This window comes from Streptomyces sp. NPDC037389, from assembly GCF_040636475.1.
Lineage (GTDB): Bacteria > Actinomycetota > Actinomycetes > Streptomycetales > Streptomycetaceae > Streptomyces > Streptomyces hesseae.
Window position 1 is genome coordinate 381416 of sequence record NZ_JBEZUS010000006.1, and the last position, 17653, is coordinate 399068.

Here is a 17653-nt window from a genome sequence, read left to right on the forward strand (position 1 = left end):
TGCGCGCGCCGGGGGCGGGGGCGCCGCGGGCGCCGGGGGGGGGGGGGGGGGCGCGGGGGGGGCCGGCGGGGGGGGGGGGGGCGGGCGCCCCGCCCCCCCCCCCCGCCCTCACCCTGCTCCCCCGCTATCTCGGCGGCTGGTCGGTGGCCTCGTCGGTGGCTCTGGCCGGGCCCGGCAGCCGAGCCGGATCGTGCTGCCGGAGGCCGTCGAGGGAGTCGCTCGCCGGGCCCGTGGCCTCCCCGCCGGGCACCGAGGCGTTGGTGACCTGCGGTCCCGAGCGGGCCACGGGTGCCATGGGGACCACGGGCGCCGCCGCCCGTTTGACGACGGTCTTGCCCACGACCGGCTTGCCCACGACCGGCTTGCCTACGACCGGCTTGCCCACGACCGGCCCCTCCACCACCGGCGCCCCGGACGGCACCGGCAGTCCCGGCAGCATGCCGCCGCGCTGGAGCAGGGCCACCGAGGCCGCCGAGGCCATCCCGAAGGCGAGGCAGACCAGCCAGGGCAGCCACCACAGGCCGGTGCGCCCGCCGAAGTCCATGGCCCGGCCGACCACGGCGTTGCCCGCGGTGGCCGCGAGACCGGAGAAGACGTAGAAGAGCCCGAAGTACGTACCGGTCAGACTCTCCCGCCCGAACATCGGCACCATCTCCAGCACGGTCGGGTGGGCGACCATGATGCCGAAGAAGAGCAGCACCGAGCCGGCCACCATGACGGTCATCCGCGCCACCGCCTCGCTCGTGCCGGCCGGGGCCTCGCCACCGCAGACGAGCAGCGGGGGCAGGAAGCTGAGGCCCATCACGACCAGGCCGGAGCTGATCCACCGGGTGCCGCCGCCGTTGCGCTGGAGCGCTCTGGTGATCCGTAGCTGGAACAGCATGTTGGCGAGGGCGCCCGCGGCCAGCAGCACTCCGGCCGAGCCCTTCCAGCCCGAGGCGCTCAGCGCCCCTTCGGGCAGGAGGAGGTAGAGCTGGTTCTCCATCGTGAACATGCCGATGGTGGAGAACGAGAACAGCAGGAACCGGCGGTTGCAGAAGGCCTCGCGCCAGTCGCCGAGGACGGTGGCCGACGGCCTGCGGGGCGGCTCCCCCTTTGTGGGCAGGACCAGCGCCTGGGCGACCGTCAGCACCCCGAAGATCGTCGCCGCCACCACGGCGCACAACCGGAAGTCGGTCAGGAACAGCACGCTCCCGAGCAGCAGGCCCATCAGTGAACCGATGGTGGCGTAGACGTTGAGGAGAGCGAACGACTCGGCCTTGCGGTCGCCCGACTCGAAGGCTACGTAGGTGCGGACGGCCGGGTAGAACAGTGCGGCCGCCAGCCCGGTGAGCACCGAGGCGCCGAGCAGCAGCGGCAGCGAGCCCCCGAAGGCGAAGAGGGCGAAGCCCACGGTACGCAGGGCACAGCCGGTGATGATCACCACGCGTGGCCCCAGCCGGTCGGTGGCGGAGCCACCGAGGATGAACAGGCCCTGCTGGCTGAGATTCCGCGCCCCGAGCACCAGCCCGATGAGCGCGGCCGACATTCCCAGGCCCTGCTCCAGATATGCCGCGAGAAACGGCATCAGGAGGTAGAAGCCAATGTCGATCCCAAACTGATTGAGCAATAGCAATCGCAATGCGAGTGGGAACTCGCGCGTCGCCCGAATGTTTCTCATGCGCGTTCCTGAATCCAGCCCGGGCAGGCTGAAACACCCTGAACCAAAGGTGCGCCTTGCTCCGGGGGTTTGACTGTGCGTCAAGCGGCAGGGACGGCGGCCAGGGGGCTACCCTTGGACTTCTTCCTGATCAGAAGCCTGATCAAGGGCCAGAGCGCCCCGGCGTCCAGATCGTCGGCTCGCTTTCCCGTTCACAGGAACGGTCGCACTCGCTGACGGTGAGAGGGCGGTCGATCATATGCTTTTGCGATGCATCCTCACTGACCCCCGACTGCTCTCGGAAGAATGAGCAGGGGACACATTAGCAAAGCAACCTCTTTCCCAACAGTGCTCGTGTACGGCCATGGACGGCATCGGGATCAAAGGATCTTTAGTGAATTCGCCGCCCCGGCTTTTTCTTCGAGCGCTGGAACGAGGGTGCTGACGAACTGACCTACGATCACACCGGGCCGCGCCCCGGAGCGCACGCCGGGGCCACCCCTGCCTGACAAAGCATCAGAAACTGAGTGACGAGACGTCAGCCCTCGCCCAACTCCCCGCCGGATCCCGCGAACCACGTCGGCGCGTCCATCGCGGCCTGCTTGATCCGCGCCACCGCGAACGACTCCATCGGCGGCAGCGCGTCCACCGCGAACCAGCCGACCTCCAGCGACTCGTCGTCGTTGACGCGCGCCTCCCCGCCCACCGCGCGGGCCAGGAAACAGGTGTCCATGAACTGGCAGACGTCCCCGTTGGGGTAGACGACCCGTTGCAGCGCCTCGACCAGGAGCACCCGCTCCGGCACACACCGGACCGAGGTCTCCTCGAACACCTCGCGCACGATCGCCGCGGCGGGCTGCTCCCCCGGCTCGGGAATCCCCCCGATGATCGACCACTCCCCGGTGTCGGAACGCAGCCCGAGCAGCACACGGCCCTCCTCGTCGAGGACGACCGCGCTCACTCCGGGCATCCAGAGCAGCTTGTCGCCGATGAGGGTCCGGAGGTCGCGGATGAAGTCGGGGATCGCCATGCGCCGAGGCTAACCAACGGGACCCGGACAGGGCGCATCCACCCCACGGACATACGCGCTGGGGGCGCCCGGAATCCTCCGCGCGCCGGGCCGCGCATGGCCGCGCCGGGCCGGGTTACGCGTGCGCGGAGCGGCCGCCGCCCAGCATCCGGAGCCGGTCGCGGATCACGCGCACGGCGGCCTCGGCGTCGTCCACGGTGACCGTGTACATACGACCGTCCCCGAGCCGGACCACAAAGCCCTCGCCCCGCCGGACGACCACACCGGTGCCCTTCTCCGGGCGCCAGCGATAGCCCCAGCCGCCCCACTGGCGCGGTGTGACGCGGGGGTCGAAGTCCGCGCCGACCACATGGGTCAGCGGAATGCGGGTGCGCGGTACGCCGATGTGACCGCAGCGGATCTCCAGGGTGTCCTTGTCGACCCGCACGGCCACATGCACGAAGGCGATGGTGCCGTACAGCATCAGCAGGCCCGCCGCCACACAGCCGACTACGGCCATCACCAGGGGGGCGAGCCCGGACGTCCACGCGCTGTCGACGGCCAGGTCGACGCCGAGCGCCACGCACGCGGCGCCGACGGCGGCCAGCAGCCACTGGACGCGGTTGGTCGCGCGACCCGTCCAGACAGCGGGCGTCGCGGGACCGGGCTGCCCGGGCGCTTCCGTCCGCTCGTCGCCACCGGGGGCAGGCGCGCTCCCCGGCTCCCGCGGGTCCTCGGAGTGGTCCCTCATACCGGGCAGCCTACTCACGTTCCGCCACGACGGCAGGGGTGCGCGCGGACGCGACGCGAACGGTGCGTAACGGACGGGTCAGGAGCGCGCGGCGCTCACGGGGCCGAGCGCGCGGCCCTCGGCGTAGCTCAGCGAGGCCGCCCCCAGCTCCGCCTCGCGGCCGGTGAGCAGCACGGTCAGCCCGCCCGTGCGGGCGGCCTCGGGGTCGGGCGCGGTGCCGGCGCGGCGCAGCGCCTGGGCGGCGACGGCCATGGCGGATCCGTACAGCTCCACCGGCCGGGCTCCGGGCTCCTGGATCTCGGCGACGGCGGCGCGGATGCGCTCGGCGACCAGCTCGTAGTGGGTGCAGCCCAGGACGAGGCGGCGCACATCGGCGGGCGTGCTGGCGGCGGCGGCGCGCACCGCGGCGGCGATGGCGTCCGCGTCGGCGTGCTCCACGGCGTCGGCGAGGCCGGGGCAGGGCACCTCGGTGACCTCGACGCCGGCGGCGAAGTCACGGATCAGCCCGCGCTGGTAGGAGCTGCCGGTGGTGGCGGGGGTGGCCCAGATGGCGACGGGGCCGCCGTCGGCCGCGGCGGGCTTGATCGCGGGGACGGTCCCGATGACGGGGAGGCCGGGCTCCAGCTCGGCGCGTATGGCCTCCAGCGCGTGGACCGAGGCGGTGTTGCAGGCGACGATCAGCGCGTCGGGGCGCCGCGCGGCGGCCGCGCGGGCACAGGCCAGGGCGTGCCGGGTGAGGTCCTCGGGGGTCCGGGGGCCCCACGGCATGCTGGCGGGGTCGGAGGAGATGACCAGATCGGCGTCGGGACGCAGCCGGCGCACGGCGGCGGCCGCTGCCAGCAGGCCGTTTCCGGAGTCGATGAGCGCGATCTTCACCCGGTCACTTTAATCGATGTGCCCGGCGGGCCCGGCCCCGCTGCGGCAGACTGCGGCGGGTGAGCGCGCTGACGTGGATCGCGACGGGTTCCCTGGCCGCGTGGGGCTGGCTGCTGCTGGGGCAGGGTTTCTTCTGGCGTACGGACGTCGGGCTGCCGCCCCGGACCCCGCCCGCGGACTGGCCCGCCGTCGCGGTCGTCGTGCCCGCCCGGGACGAGGCCGAGGTGCTGCCCATGAGCCTGCCGTCCCTGCTCGCGCAGGACTACCCGGGCCCGCTGGAGATCTTCGTCGTCGACGACGGGAGCACCGACGGCACGGGCGAGCTGGCAAGGGCCCTCGCGGAGACACACGGCGGGCCGCCGCTGACCGTGGCCTCGCCCGGGGAGCCCGCCCCCGGCTGGACCGGGAAGCTGTGGGCCGTGCGGCACGGCATGGCGCTCGCCCAGGACCGTACCGACGCCGAGTACCTGCTGCTCACGGACGCGGACATCGCCCACGGCCCGGACAGCCTGCGGGAGCTGGTGGCGGCGGCCCGGTCCCGGGGGCTGGACCTGGTGTCGCAGATGGCCCGGCTGCGGGTCGCCACGTTCTGGGAGCGGATGATCGTCCCGGCCTTCGTGTACTTCTTCGCCCAGCTGTACCCCTTCCGCCGGGTCAACCGCCCCGGCGGGCGGACGGCCGCGGCGGCCGGCGGCTGCGTGCTGCTGCGCCGCGATGCCGCGCTGCGGGCCGGGGTACCGGAGAGCATCCGGCAGGCGGTGATCGACGACGTGTCGCTGGCACGGGCGGTGCGGCGCTCGGGCGGCCGGATCTGGCTGGGGCTGGCGGACCGGGTCGAGAGCGTCCGGCCGTATCCGGGGCTGGGGCCGCTGTGGCGGATGGTCTCGCGCAGCGCCTACGCCCAGCTGCTCCACAACCCGCTGCTGCTGGCGGCCACGGTCGCCGGGCTGGCGGTGGTGTACCTCGCGCCGCCGGTGGCCGTCGTGGCGGGGGCGCTGACCGGCTCCGCCGTACCGCTGGTGTGCGGGGGCCTGGCGTGGGCGGTGATGGCGGGGACGTACGCGCCGATGCTGCGCTACTACCGGCAGCCGCTGTGGCTCGCCCCGCTGCTGCCGGTCACGGGGCTGCTGTACCTGCTGATGACGGTGGACTCGGCGGTCCAGCACCACCGGGGCCGGGGCGCGGCCTGGAAGGGGCGGACGTACGCCCGTCCGGAAGCCGCGCCCTGACCGCCCCGGGCTTCGCGCCCCGGGGCCGGCTCGGGCGGCCCGAGGTCATTTGCGGCCGGGGGTCCAGTTCAGGCCCCAGTCGTAGGCGCGGTCCAGGGTGCGCTGGGGGCTGAGGCCGCGGTCGGGCACGAGATAGCGGGCCTCGCGCTGGACGACGAGCTCGCCGCCGCTGTTGGTGATCAGGGCGAGGGCGCAGACGTTGGAGGCGACGACGCACTCGTCGAGCGAGAAGTCGACCGGCGCCCCGTGCTGCGGCTGGAGGGTGACGGTGGCGTGGAGGCCGGCGAAGCTCGTGGCGCCCTCGTAGATCGTGACGAAGACGAGGATGCGCCGGAAGGCGGCCGCCCGGTCGAGGTTGACGGTCAGGTTCTCACCCGATTCCACCGCCCCGGTCCGGTCGTCGCCGTCGAGCTGGATGTACGGGGGCCGGTGCAGCGAGCCGAAGGAGTTGCCCAGGGCCTGCACCACGCCCTTGGTGCCGTCGGTGAGCTCGAAGAGGGCGCCCAGGTCGAGGTCGATCCCGGGCTGGAACGCCATGCCCAGCCGCCGTCCCCAGGTCCTGGTCTGTTGTCGCATCGACCAGTTGAGGTTGACCCGCAGGGCGCCGGACGTGCCGCCCTGCTTGGCGAGGGAGACCCTCGGGGCCTCCTTGGTGAGCGTGACCTTGGTCAGCCGCACGGGCCGGCCGGGCGCCGGCGCGGAGGCCGGCGCGGGAGCCGGTACGGGCGCGGCGGAAGGCGCGGGCGCCGGTGCGGGGGTCGGGGCCGGTGGCACCGGGGCGGCGGCCGATGGCCGGTCGACGGTGATGCCGTAGTCCGTCGCCAGGCCCTCCAGACCGCTGCTGTAGCCCTGCCCGACCGCGCGGAACTTCCACTCCCCCTGCCTCCGATAGAGCTCGCCCAGCACGAAGGCGGTCTCGACGGTCGCGTCCCGGCTCTCGAAGCGCGCCAGCTCCGTACCGGCCGCCGCGTCCAGGACGCGGATGCCCAGCCCCGGCACCCGCCCGAAGGCGCCGCCGTCGGCGGAGGCGGCGAGCACGACCGACTCGACGGCGGGCTCCAGGGCGGCGAGATCGACGGTGAGGGTGTCGCTCACCGACCCGTCCGCGGTGCGCTTGCCTTCGTGCCGCACGGCGCCCGAGGGGTGGACCGGCTGGTTGTAGAAGACGAGGTCCGCGTCCGACCGGACCCGGCCCGCCGAGAGCAGCAGCGCCGACGCGTCGGCGTCGGGCACCCCCGGGCCCGTACGCCAGCGCAGCTCGATCCGTACCACCTGTGAAGGTATCCGGACATTGGCGCCTTTGAGCATTTCCATCCTCAACCCCTCCGAAATGACCCGGCTCTTTACACGATCCCAACGTACCTTGACGACCGATTTCCCCAGGTTCGATGGGATTGGTAAAGCGCCGCCTCTCCGGGCACCGCAAACAACCCCAGTACCCGTCTCCCCAACCAGCACAGCATGGGCTTAACTTATGGGCTATGACCTCCCCCCGCAGCACCTACGGCGGTGGCTACTACGCCTCGTCGTCGTTCCCGGACACCCCCATCTACGACAGCCTCGTCGCCGAGCGGGGCACCCCGCAGATCGCGCCGATCCGGGTGTCCTCCCCGTACGACTTCGGTGGCGCGCCCGCCCCCGCCCCGGCGCAGAGGAACCTTCCCGCGCTGCCGGCCCTGCCCTCCGGGCCCTCCTCCCACCAGGCCCCGCCGGCCGGCTACGCCGCGTCCGCGCCCGCCCCGCAGTACGGTGGCCAGCCCATGGGCATGGGCCAGCCCGCCGCCGCGCAGGCCCAGGGCCCCGGCCCCGGCCTCCAGCAGACGCCCGCGCCGTTCATCCCGCAGCAGGCCGCCACGCCGCCCGTCGGCTACGCGGGGCAGGCGCCGCAGCCGGCGCAGCAGCGCCCGGGCGCCGCGTCCATGAGCCCGGCCGGGTTCGACGCGATGCGCCCCGTGGCGCCTCGCCCGGCGCAGGCGCAGTACGAGGACCCGTACGGCGGCGGCCGCCCGTACCCGGAGCAGCGGGGCTACTGACCCGCGCGCCGGGCGCCGGTCCACCGGGGCGGCCAACTGTCATATCCGGCTGGCAAGATGGACGCATGTCCACTTCTGTGCTGTCCTCGGTTCATTTCTACCCGGTGAAGTCGATGGCGGGGTGTGCTCCCGGCGAGGCGGCCGTGGAGCCTTGGGGGCTCACCGGGGACCGCAGATGGCTCGTGGTGGATCCGGACCACCGGATGATCACCCAACGGCAGGAGCCGCGGCTCGCGTTGGCCGCGGCCGAGCCGCTGCCGGGCGGCGGGGTGCGGCTGACCGCCCCCGGCGCCGAGCCCCTGGAGGTGGCCGTGCCCACCCCGGCCGAGGGGCCGGGCGGCACGGTCGTCGCGGAGATCTTCCGGGACAAGGTGGAGGCGGTGCCCGCGGGCGGGGCCGCCGAGGCCTGGCTGACGGCGTTCCTGGGCACCGGCGCCCGGCTCGTGCACATGGACGACCCGGCCCGGCGCCGCCCGATCGACCCGGACTACGCGCGGCCGGGCGAGACGGTCAGCTTCGCCGACGGCTATCCGCTGCTGGTCACCACGACCGCCTCGCTGCGGGAGCTCAACTCCCTCATCGCCCACGGTGACCGCGCCGCCGAGGGGCCGCTGCCCATGAACCGCTTCCGCCCCAACCTGGTCGTCGACGGCACCGCGCCCTGGGCCGAGGACGAGTGGCGCCGGGTGCGCGTCGGCGGGGTGACCTTCCGCGCGGTCAAGCCGAGCGCCCGCTGCATCGTGACCACCACCGACCAGCGGACGGCCGAGCGCGGCAAGGAGCCCCTGCGCAGCCTGGCCCGGCACCACCGCGTCGGCGGCAAGGCCGTGTTCGGCAAGAACCTGATACCCGAGCACACCGGGACCGTCCGGGTCGGCGATCCGGTCGAAATCCTCGACTGAGCCCTTCTCGTCCCGTCCTGTCCGGCTCGTCCTTCGTCGTCCCGTCTTCCGTCAACGTGCCGCCGCGTTCGGCAGCCGCGGGGGGTGATTTTCCGCTCTCCGTCGCCTTCCTCCGCATGAGGCGCCCGGTGTGAGGTATTTACGGACGCGTAAGGGGGTGAACACCATACGCGCGACGCTTTCCTTCTGGCTGTCCCTGTGGCGTCGGCGGCGCAGTCCGCTGCGGCGCCGGAGCGATGTCCTGGAGGCCTGGGCGGGGGTGGCCGCCGTGGTGCTGATGCTGCTCGTGGGTCCGGCTCTCGGCTGGACGGCGGGTTCCCTCGCCCATGAGGCGCTCCGGGAGACCGTCCGGGAGCAGCACCTGCACCGTCATCTGGTGACGGCCACCGCCCTGGCCCCGGTCTCCGGGAGCGCCGACGGCGACGGCCACGAGGGCGGTGCCGGGCGCGACGGCTACCGGCGGGTCCTCGCCCGCTGGCGGGGCCCGGACGGCCTGGAGCGCACGGGTCTGGTGGCCGTCCGTCAGTACGCGAGCCCCGGCGAGCCGTTCCCGCTGTGGACCGACGACCGGGGCGCCGCCGTGAGCCGCCCCATGGACGGCGCGGCCGCCACCGTCCACGCGGTGCTCGCGGGCCTGGGGGCGGCGGGCGCCGCCGCCGGCCTGGTCGAGGGAGCGCGCAGGCTGGTGGTCTGGCGGATCGCCCGCCGCCGCTACGCGGAGTGGGACCTGGCCTGGGAACGCGCCGGGCACACCTGGGGGCGGGCCGACGCGGGAAGCTGACGAGGGTCCCGGACAGCCAACTCCCGTGCTCCACGCGCGCTACGGTGGTGCGGCCGGTACTCCTCCGTCCCGGATGCACACACACGCGAACGTGGGGGCACAGCAGCACCATGGCACAGGGTTCGAGCACGGGATCGGTCCAGGTGACGCACACGGGCACATCGCGCTGGCGGCGGCGTACGGGCGAGTACGACTCCCTGGCCTCCGCCCTGGAGGCGGCGGCCGACGGCGATGTGCTGTCCGTCGCCCCGGGGACGTACCGGGAGAATCTGGTCGTGTCCCGGTCCGTCACCCTGCGGGGTGGCGAGGGCGGGCGCGGGGCGGTGCGGATCGCCCCGACCGAGGGCGTCGCGGTGACCGTGCGCGCCTCGGCGACGCTGCGGGATCTGCTGATCGAGGGCCATGACGCGTCCGCGCCGGCGCTGCTCGTCGAGGACGGGGCACCGGAGCTCGCGGACCTGCGGGTGGTGACGCGCTCGGCGGCGGGCATCGAGGTGCGCGACGGGGCCCGGCCGACGGTGCGCCGTTGTTCCGTCGACAACCCCGGGGGCGTCGGCATCAGCGTGCTGGACGGCGCGGCCGGGCTCTTCGAGGACTGCGAGGTGGTGGCGGCGGGCCAGTCGGGCGTCACGGTGCGCGGCGGCGCCGCGCCGCGGCTGGAGCGCTGCCGGGTGCACCACACCCGGGGGGCGGGTCTGTCGCTGACGGGCGAGGGCAGCACCCTGGAGGCCGTCGGCTGTGAGGTGTACGAGATCCAGGGGACGGGCGTCCAGCTGACCTCGCGCGCCACCGGGCTGCTGACGGACTGCCGGGTGCACCGCACGTCGGCTGACGGCGTGACCCTGGACACCGACGCCGTGCTGTCCCTGACCGACTGCGACATCCACGACGTCCCGGAGAACGCGATCGATCTGCGTTCCCGCTCGGTGCTGACGATGACGCGCTCGGCGGTGCGCCGCTTCGGCCGCAACGGCCTGTCGGTGTGGGATCCGGGCACGCGGGTGGAGGCCGGGCAGTGCGAGATCCACGACAGCACGGGCGACTACCCGGCGGTGTGGGTGAGCGACGGCGCGGGCGCCGAGCTGGTCTCCTGCCGGGTGCACGACGTGCCGGACGCGCTGTTCGTCCTGGACCGGGGGTCCAGCGCGGACGTCACCGACAGCGATCTGGCGCGGGTTCGCGGTACGGCGGTCTCGGTGAGCGGCGGGGCGACCGCGCGGCTGGCCGACTGCCGGATCCGGGAGGCGACCACGGGCGTCTGGTTCCGGGGCCACGGCAGCGGGGGCACCCTGAGCGGCTGTGCCGTCGACGCGACGTCGACCGGCGTCATCGTCACCAAGGGCGCGGACCCGGTCGTCGAGCGCTGCACGGTGACCTCGCCCAGGGAGGCGGGCTTCTACGTCTCCGCCGAGGGGCGCGGCACCTTCGACGGCTGCCGGGTGACGGGCAGCGCCGGTTACGGCTTCCATGTCATCGACGGCTGCCGGTCGACGCTGACGGCGTGCCGCACCGAGCGGTGCGCGCGCGGCGGCTACGAGTTCGCGGAGGACGGCCCGGTCAGCCAGGGCTGCACCAGCGACGAGGACACCGTGCGGCACCGGGCCGCGGTGCCCGCCGTGGAGAAGGCGGCGCGGCCGCCGGAGCGGGGGGTGCCGGGGGTGCCGGCGCAGCGTTCCCCGGCCGTCGCCGACCCGCCGCCCGCCGGGGACTCGCGCACGGCCACGGCGGCGCTGGCCGAACTGGACGACCTGGTGGGCCTGGAGAGCGTCAAGCGCGAGGTGCGGGCCCTGACGGACATGCTCGAGGTCGGGCGGCGGCGCCGGCTGGCGGGGCTGAAGGCCGCCTCGCCCCGCCGGCATCTGGTCTTCACCGGCTCGCCGGGCACGGGGAAGACCACCGTGGCCCGGCTCTACGGGGAGATCCTCGCCTCCCTCGGGGTGCTGGAGCGCGGCCATCTGGTGGAGGTGGCCCGGGTGGACCTGGTGGGCGAGCACATCGGCTCCACGGCCCTGCGCACCCAGGAGGCCTTCGACCGGGCGCGGGGCGGGGTGCTGTTCATCGACGAGGCGTACGCGCTGTGCCCCGAGGACTCCGGGCGGGACTTCGGCCGTGAGGCGATCGACACGCTGGTGAAGCTGATGGAGGACCACCGTGACGAGGTCGTGGTCATCGTCGCCGGCTACACGACCGAGATGGAGCGCTTCCTGACCGTCAACCCCGGCGTGGCGTCCCGGTTCTCACGCACCATCACCTTCGGCGACTACGAGCCGGAGGAGCTGCTGCGCATCGTGCGGCAGCAGGCCGACGAGCACGAGTACCGGATCGGCGAGGAGGCGGCCGGGGCGCTGCTGCGGTATTTCACCGACATCCCCAAGGGGCCGGCCTTCGGCAACGGCCGTACCGCCCGCCGGACCTTCGAGGCGATGGTCGAGCGGCACGCGGGCCGGGTGGCGCAGCTGACCGCGCCCAGCACGGACGACCTCACCCTGCTGTACGCGGAGGATCTGCCCGATTCGCCGTGAGCCGGGCGCGGCGGCGCCGAGGGCACACCTCCACACTGAGGGGTGTTGGGGGAAAAAGGGGAAGCCGTAAGGGGCTTGAGCGAAACCGATCGCTGTCGTTCGCGCGTGGGAGTATGTGTGCGCATCGTGGGCGACGGTCGACCGGGAAGGAGGGGCCGCGTGAGCGACCAGCAGAATCTCCTGGCGGAGCAGCGGCGTGCCCTGATCCTCGACGAGGTCAGGCGGCGCGGTGGTGTACGGGTCAATGAACTGACGCGGCGCCTCAACGTCTCGGACATGACGGTCCGCCGCGACCTGGACGCGCTGGCCCGGCAGGGCGTCGTGGAGAAGGTGCACGGCGGCGCGGTGCCGGTCGCGGAGGCGACCACGCACGAGCCCGGCTTCGAGGCGAAGTCGGCGCTGGAGCTCTCCGCCAAGGAGGACATCGCGCGGGCGGCGGCCCGGATGGCCGCGCGCGGCGCGGCCATCGCGCTCGCGGGCGGGACGACGGCCTTCGCCCTGGCCCAGCGGCTGGTGGACATCCCGGATCTGACGGTGGTCACCAACTCGGTACGGGTGGCCGAGGTGTTCCACGCCTCCCAGCGCACGATGTCGGCGTCCGGGCCGCAGGCCCGCCCGGGCGCGGCCACGGTCGTCCTGACGGGCGGGGTGCGCACCCCCTCGGACACGCTGGTGGGGCCGGTCGCGGACGCGGCGATCCGGTCGCTCCACTTCGACGTGCTGTTCATCGGGGTACACGGCATATCCGTGGAGGCGGGCCTGTCGACGCCGAACCTCGCCGAGGCGGAGACCAACCGCCACTTCGTACGCTCCGCCCGGCGCGTCGTGGTGCTGGCCGACCACACCAAGTGGGGCACGGTGGGGCTCAGCTCGTTCGCCACGCTCGACGAGGTCGACGTGCTGGTGACCGACGCGGGCCTGCCGCCGCGCGCCCGCTCGGAGATCGCCGAGCGGCTGCCGTCGCTGGTGGTGGCCGGCGCCCGGGGCGACGGCGCGGACGGCTGAGGGTCAGCAGGGCCAGCGGCCGGTCGACAGAAAGGCGTCGATGGCCATCGCGTAGGGCTGGATGTCCAGCCCCTCCGCGGCGAGCCAGGCGTCGGAGTAGTACTTGTCGAGGTAGCGGTCGCCGGGGTCGCAGATGAGGGTGACGACGCTGCCCGCGCGCCCCTCGGCGACCATCTCCGCGACGATCTTCAGCGCGCCCCACAGGCCGGTGCCCGTGGAGCCGCCGGCCTTGCGGCCGAGGGCCGTCTCCAGGGCGCGTACGGCCGCGACGGTGGCGGCGTCCGGGACCTTCATCATCCGGTCGATCGCGGCGGGCAGGAAGCTGGGTTCCATGCGGGGCCGGCCGATGCCCTCGATGCGGGAGCCGCGCTCGCTGGTCGCGTCGGGATCGTGGTCCCGCCAGCCCTCGAAGAAGCAGGAGTTCTCCGGGTCGGCGACGCACACCCTGGTGTCGTACTGCATGTAACGCGTGTAGCGGGCGATGGTCGCGGAGGTGCCGCCGGTGCCCGCGGTGGCGACGATCCAGGCGGGCTCGGGGTGGCGCTCCAGCCGTAGCTGGCTGTAGATCGCCTCGGCGATGTTGTTGTTGCCGCGCCAGTCCGTGGCCCGTTCGGCGTAGGTGAACTGGTCGATGTAGTGTCCGCCGGTCCGCTCCGCGAGGGCCGCGGCTTCCGCGTACATCGTCCGGGGGTCGTCCACGAAATGGCACCGGCCGCCCTGGAATTCGATCAGCCGGCACTTCTCACGGCTCGTCGTGCGCGGCATGACGGCGACGAAGGGGACGCCGATCAGCTGGGCGAAATAGGCCTCGGAAATGGCGGTGGATCCGCTGGACGCCTCGATCACCGAGACCTCGGGGCGGATCCAGCCGTTGCAGAGCCCGTAGAGGAAGAGCGAGCGGGCCAGGCGGTGCTTGAGGCTGCCGGTGGGGTGCGTGCTCTCGTCCTTCAGGTAGAGGTCGACGCCCCACTCCTCCGGCAGCGGGAATCGCAGCAGATGTGTGTCGGCGGAACGGTTGGCGTCCGCCTGGACCTTGCGGACCGCCTCCTTCAGCCAAAGGCGGTAGGACGCGTCGCCGCGGTCCACGTCGATGGTGCGCACGGTGCCGGTCACACGCCGCTCCTCATGGTTCCGGATGGGGACTCACACGGATCACTCGGGCGTTTCGATCATAAAGGGGCACTGGTGCGCGGGCCTGCTCACGGGCAGACTGCGCACGGGACAGCGATTTCGGCCGAGAGGCGGTGCACCGTGACGGAACCGGAGTTCAGCGCGACAGGGGTGCGGATAGAACGCGCCCACCGCAATCTGACCCGGGCCGGCCAGGTGAGGATCCAGGACGGCCTGCTACGGCTGCTGACCAGCTACGGCCGGGAGATCGACAGCGCGCCGGTGGACTCGGTGCGGGCCGGCAAGCCGTGGTTCGCCGCCCGGGACCGGGCCCGCGCGACCGTCAACGGCAATCGCTACGTACTCACCCTGGGCGGCCCCGGGGACGCCGGGGAGCCGGGCTCTACCACGGGCGAGGCGGAGGTCAACCGCTTCCTGGAGGTGGTGCGGTCGGCGCACGGAAGCACGGTGAAGCACTGACGGGTGCAGGAGTTGCGAACACGGCCGCGAGAGTCGACCCTTTACTCATATTGGCATCACCTAGGGTCCATCGGCGGTCACCCTGCGGGCCGGGCCGCCGGGCGGGCCGGCCGGAGGCGCCATCGGACCGCGTCGGGCGTGTGTCGCACCGTCCATCGGAATCAGGCTAGCCCTACTTCTTCAGGGAGTCGCAGCCGTGATCAACCGAGTGAACAAGCACTGCACCGTTGAGCTCCAGGCACTCCCGCCGCGTATCGGGCAAGTGCGCAGAATCGTATCTGCGCAGTTGCGGTACTGGCATCTCGACACCCTCATCGACCTTGCCGCGCTCGGCGTCACCGAGCTTCTGACCAATGTTCACCAGCATGCCGAACCGGACAAACGCTGCACCGTGGAGATCGACCTCGTACCGTCCCGGCTGACCGTCTCCGTACGGGACCACGATCCCCGGCTGCCCTCCCTCGGCGATGCCGACGCCGGCAGCACCCATGGCAGGGGGCTGGCGCTCGTCGCGGCGCTCAGCTCCAGCTGGGGGGTGCAGCAGCGGCAGGACGGCGGAAAGGTCGTCTGGTTCACCCTCGCCGTACCGGCCGCCGCCCCGGCGGCGCCGCCGCGCTCCGCGCGGAGCGCGGGTACCGTCACCCCCTTCGCACGGCCGGGGCGCGCGATGCCGGTCCTGGAGGATCTGGACGGGCTGGAGGACCCCGCGTTCACGGGGACGGCGGCCGGGCCGCGCCGGGCGGTGCTGCGCGAGCACTCCCCCCTCCGGTCCGCCGTCCCGGGCTGATACGGCGGACGGGCCGTCAGCCGAGCAGGGCCAGCGGGTCGTCGAGGGCGGGCTGCCAGGCCGCTTCGGCCGCGCCGATGAGGCTGTTGAAGTCCAGGGTGCAGGGGAGGATGGGGACGCCGCCGCTGCGGCCCCACAGGCTGCGGTCCGCGACGACCGCGCGCAGCCGCTCGGGATCGGCCTCCAGCAGCTCGCGGTGGAGGCCGCCGAGGAGGATGCGGTCGGGGTTGAGGATGTTCACCAGTCCGGCCAGGCCCAGGCCCAGCCGGTCGACGATCAGCTCGGCGGCGGCCCGGACGGACGGGTCGTCGTACTCCGAGCGCAGCAGGTCACGGGCCTGCTGGAGCAGCGAGACGGTGGGGCCCGGGATGCGCCCGGCGGCGCTGAGGAAGGCCAGCGGGTCGGTCTCGACGTCGAGGCAGCCGCGGCTGCCGCAGTGACAGGGCAGCCCCGCGGGGTTGACGGTGAGGTGCCCCACCTCCAGGGCCAGGCCCGAACTTCCGCTGTGCAGACGGCCGTCGAGGACGAGCGCGCCGCCCACGCCCCGGTGGCCGGTGGCCACGCACAGCAGATGGCGGGCGCCCCGGCCCGCGCCATGGCGGTGCTCGGCGAGGGCCGCGAGGTTGACGTCGTTGCCCGTGACGCCCGGGACGGGTGAGGCGTCCGGGCGCAGCACTCCGGACTTGGCGAGGGCCTCGGTGAACAGCTCGCGCACGGGGGCGCCGACGGGCCAGGACAGATGCAGCGGGTTGAGGGCCGTGCCCTCGGGCTCGGCGACGGCCGACGGCACGGCGAGCCCGGCGCCCAGACAGCGCCGCCCGGACTCCCGCAGCAGCCCGGCCCCGGCCTCGACGACGGCGTCGATGATGTGCGAGGGATCGGCGGGTACGTCCATGCAGCCGGGCGCCGTGGCGACCATCCGGCCGCCCAGGCCGACCAGTGCCGCGCGATAGCCGTCGGCGTGGATCTGCGCGGCGAGCACCACGGGCCCGTTGGGTGCGATGGTCAGCCGGTGGGAGGGCCGGCCCTGGGAGCCGGCGGCCACCGGATGCGGGTCGACCTGGATCAGGCCGAGCGCCTCCAGCTCCGCGGCCACGGCACCGGCGGTCGCCCGGGTCACCCCGAGCTCGGTGGTGAGCACGGCGCGCGTGGGGGCGCGACCGGTGTGTACGAGCTCCAGGGCGGGGCCGAGGGCGCCCCGTCCCCGCTCCAAACGTGTTGTCCGAGTCTGCGTCACGCCTCTATTCTGACTTTGTGCCGACGCTAAACAAAATACGGACGGCCATCCTCGGAGGACCGCGAGTAACCTCCGGCGCCGACGCTCTCCGTCCCCTTCGTTCAGCCTTGACCCTTTTCTTCGCCCTGGACGGCTTCCTTTTCGCCGGCTGGGTGGTCCGCATTCCCGCCATCAAGCAGCAGACAGGCGCCTCCGAAGGCGCTCTGGGCCTCGCTCTGCTCGGCGTGTCGGCCGGAGCAGTCGCCACCATGACGCTGACCGGACGACTGTGCCGGCGCTTCGGCAGCCATCCGGTGACCGTCGCCGCCGCCCTGCTGATGTGCCTCGGCATCGCCCTGCCCCCGCTGACGCATTCCGCGCTCGCCCTCGGCCTGGTGCTGCTGGTCTTCGGCGCCGCCTACGGCGGTCTCAACGTCGCGATGAACAGCGCGGCTGTCGATCTCGTCGCGGCACTGCGCAGACCCGTGATGCCGAGCTTCCACGCCGCGTTCAGCGTCGGCGGCATGCTCGGCGCGGGGCTGGGAGCCCTGCTCGCCGGCCGGCTGTCCGTGACCGCGCACCTGCTGCTCCTCACCGCGACCGGCCTGGTCGCCGGCGCGGCGGCGGGCCGCGTCCTCCTCGCCCACCCGGCACCACGCCCGCCCCGCACCCCGGAACCGAGGGCCGACGGGCGGCGCACCACCACCCGGGAACGCAAACTGATCGCCGTCTTCGGAACCGTCGCCCTGTGCACGGCCTACGGGGAGGGCGCGCTCGCGGACTGGGGCGCGCTCCATCTCCGGCAGGACCTCGCAGCCCCGGCCGGGCTCGCCGCCCTCGGCTACTCCGTCTTCGCGCTCGCCATGACGCTCGGCAGGCTGAGCGGCACCGCCCTCCTGGAACGGCTGGGGCAGACGAGGCTGCTGGTGGCCGGTGGTACGACCGCCGCGCTGGGCATGCTGCTGGGCTCGCTGGCACCGTCCCTCTGGGCGGCCCTCGCCGGATTCGCGATCACCGGGCTGGGTCTGGCCAACATCTTCCCGGTCGCGGTCGGCAGGGCCGGTGAGCTGGCCGGTCCGGGCGGTGTCGCCGCCGCCTCCACCTTCGGCTACGGCGGCATGCTGCTGGGACCACCGGCCATCGGAATCCTCGCCGACCGCTTCTCGCTGCCCCTGGCGCTCACCACGGTCGCCGCGCTCGCGGCGGTCTCGGCGCTCGTCGCCTACGCCACCCGCCGGGCGGGCACCGCTGTCAGTGCGGGCTGACACCATGGAGGACGACACACGGAGGGCGAGACACGGCGACCGAAGGGG

At 73.5% G+C, this 17653-nt stretch carries 16 protein-coding genes; 9 read left to right on the forward strand and 7 right to left on the reverse strand.

Annotated features, from left to right (window positions below; translation table 11 throughout):
* Positions 1–124: 124 nt before the first annotated feature.
* The 4 genes from AB0E98_RS16210 to AB0E98_RS16225 form a co-directional block, all read right to left on the reverse strand.
* Positions 125–1660, reverse strand: a complete 1536-nt coding sequence (locus tag AB0E98_RS16210) for an MFS transporter (RefSeq protein WP_361702663.1) — start codon at positions 1658–1660, stop codon at positions 125–127.
* Between the two features lie 517 nt (positions 1661–2177).
* Positions 2178–2669, reverse strand: a complete 492-nt coding sequence (locus AB0E98_RS16215; protein ID WP_311614124.1) for an NUDIX domain-containing protein — start codon at positions 2667–2669, stop codon at positions 2178–2180.
* A gap of 115 nt (positions 2670–2784) precedes the next feature.
* Positions 2785–3399 (reverse strand): hypothetical protein, encoded by a 615-nt coding sequence (locus AB0E98_RS16220; RefSeq protein WP_361702665.1) that lies wholly within the window; start codon positions 3397–3399, stop codon positions 2785–2787.
* A 78-nt stretch (positions 3400–3477) separates the two neighbouring features.
* A complete protein-coding gene (locus AB0E98_RS16225; RefSeq protein WP_361702667.1) occupies positions 3478–4275 on the reverse strand; it encodes an aspartate/glutamate racemase family protein in 798 nt (265 codons plus the stop codon).
* 59 nt (positions 4276–4334) lie between these two features.
* Here AB0E98_RS16225 and AB0E98_RS16230 point away from each other — a divergent pair, with 59 nt between their 5' ends.
* On the forward strand, positions 4335–5504 hold the full coding sequence (locus tag AB0E98_RS16230) for a glycosyltransferase (protein WP_361702669.1): 1170 nt from the start codon (positions 4335–4337) through the stop codon (positions 5502–5504).
* 45 nt (positions 5505–5549) lie between these two features.
* Here AB0E98_RS16230 and AB0E98_RS16235 read toward each other — a convergent pair whose 3' ends face one another.
* Positions 5550–6812 (reverse strand): TerD family protein, encoded by a 1263-nt coding sequence (locus AB0E98_RS16235; RefSeq protein ID WP_361702801.1) that lies wholly within the window; start codon positions 6810–6812, stop codon positions 5550–5552.
* A gap of 173 nt (positions 6813–6985) precedes the next feature.
* Here AB0E98_RS16235 and AB0E98_RS16240 point away from each other — a divergent pair, with 173 nt between their 5' ends.
* The 5 genes from AB0E98_RS16240 to AB0E98_RS16260 all read left to right on the forward strand — a co-directional run bounded on the left by AB0E98_RS16240 (position 6986) and on the right by AB0E98_RS16260 (position 12747).
* Entirely contained in the window at positions 6986–7537 is a 552-nt protein-coding gene (locus tag AB0E98_RS16240) for a DUF6643 family protein (protein WP_361702671.1), read from the forward strand.
* Positions 7538–7602: 65 nt separating this feature from the next.
* Positions 7603–8439: an MOSC N-terminal beta barrel domain-containing protein gene (locus tag AB0E98_RS16245; protein ID WP_361702673.1), complete on the forward strand. Its 837-nt coding sequence runs from the start codon at positions 7603–7605 to the stop codon at positions 8437–8439.
* A gap of 157 nt (positions 8440–8596) precedes the next feature.
* Positions 8597–9220: a hypothetical protein gene (locus AB0E98_RS16250; protein ID WP_361702675.1), complete on the forward strand. Its 624-nt coding sequence runs from the start codon at positions 8597–8599 to the stop codon at positions 9218–9220.
* A gap of 110 nt (positions 9221–9330) precedes the next feature.
* Positions 9331–11742 carry a right-handed parallel beta-helix repeat-containing protein gene (locus tag AB0E98_RS16255; RefSeq protein WP_361702676.1) on the forward strand — a complete coding sequence of 804 codons (2412 nt, stop codon included), beginning with the start codon at positions 9331–9333 and terminating at the stop codon, positions 11740–11742.
* Positions 11743–11901: 159 nt separating this feature from the next.
* The gene (locus AB0E98_RS16260; protein WP_361702677.1) at positions 11902–12747 is read left to right on the forward strand and encodes a DeoR/GlpR family DNA-binding transcription regulator; all 846 of its coding nucleotides are present in this window, start codon (positions 11902–11904) and stop codon (positions 12745–12747) included.
* A 3-nt stretch (positions 12748–12750) separates the two neighbouring features.
* Here the strand turns inward: AB0E98_RS16260 and AB0E98_RS16265 are convergent, their stop codons facing one another.
* A complete protein-coding gene (locus tag AB0E98_RS16265; RefSeq protein ID WP_361702679.1) occupies positions 12751–13860 on the reverse strand; it encodes a PLP-dependent cysteine synthase family protein in 1110 nt (369 codons plus the stop codon).
* 138 nt (positions 13861–13998) lie between these two features.
* On the opposite strand from AB0E98_RS16265, the gene AB0E98_RS16270 reads away from it, so the two are divergent.
* Complete coding sequence (locus AB0E98_RS16270; protein WP_361702681.1) at positions 13999–14337, forward strand: hypothetical protein; 339 nt, start codon at positions 13999–14001, stop codon at positions 14335–14337.
* Positions 14338–14533: 196 nt separating this feature from the next.
* Entirely contained in the window at positions 14534–15124 is a 591-nt protein-coding gene (locus tag AB0E98_RS16275) for an ATP-binding protein (protein WP_361702683.1), read from the forward strand.
* A 16-nt stretch (positions 15125–15140) separates the two neighbouring features.
* On the opposite strand, the gene AB0E98_RS16280 is transcribed toward AB0E98_RS16275, so the two are convergent.
* On the reverse strand, positions 15141–16361 hold the full coding sequence (locus tag AB0E98_RS16280; RefSeq protein WP_361702685.1) for an ROK family protein: 1221 nt from the start codon (positions 16359–16361) through the stop codon (positions 15141–15143).
* A gap of 17 nt (positions 16362–16378) precedes the next feature.
* Here AB0E98_RS16280 and AB0E98_RS16285 point away from each other — a divergent pair, with 17 nt between their 5' ends.
* Positions 16379–17605, forward strand: a complete 1227-nt coding sequence (locus AB0E98_RS16285) for an MFS transporter (RefSeq protein WP_361702687.1) — start codon at positions 16379–16381, stop codon at positions 17603–17605.
* Positions 17606–17653: the final 48 nt, after the last annotated feature.

Coding starts and splice junctions, on each gene's coding strand:
- AB0E98_RS16210 (WP_361702663.1), bottom strand. CDS start 1,660: ATGAGAAACATTCGGGCGACGCGCGAGTTCCCACTCGCATTGCGATTG.
- AB0E98_RS16215 (WP_311614124.1), bottom strand. CDS start 2,669: ATGGCGATCCCCGACTTCATCCGCGACCTCCGGACCCTCATCGGCGAC.
- AB0E98_RS16220 (WP_361702665.1), bottom strand. CDS start 3,399: ATGAGGGACCACTCCGAGGACCCGCGGGAGCCGGGGAGCGCGCCTGCC.
- AB0E98_RS16235 (WP_361702801.1), bottom strand. CDS start 6,812: ATGCTCAAAGGCGCCAATGTCCGGATACCTTCACAGGTGGTACGGATC.
- AB0E98_RS16240 (WP_361702671.1), top strand. CDS start 6,986: ATGACCTCCCCCCGCAGCACCTACGGCGGTGGCTACTACGCCTCGTCG.
- AB0E98_RS16245 (WP_361702673.1), top strand. CDS start 7,603: ATGTCCACTTCTGTGCTGTCCTCGGTTCATTTCTACCCGGTGAAGTCG.
- AB0E98_RS16255 (WP_361702676.1), top strand. CDS start 9,331: ATGGCACAGGGTTCGAGCACGGGATCGGTCCAGGTGACGCACACGGGC.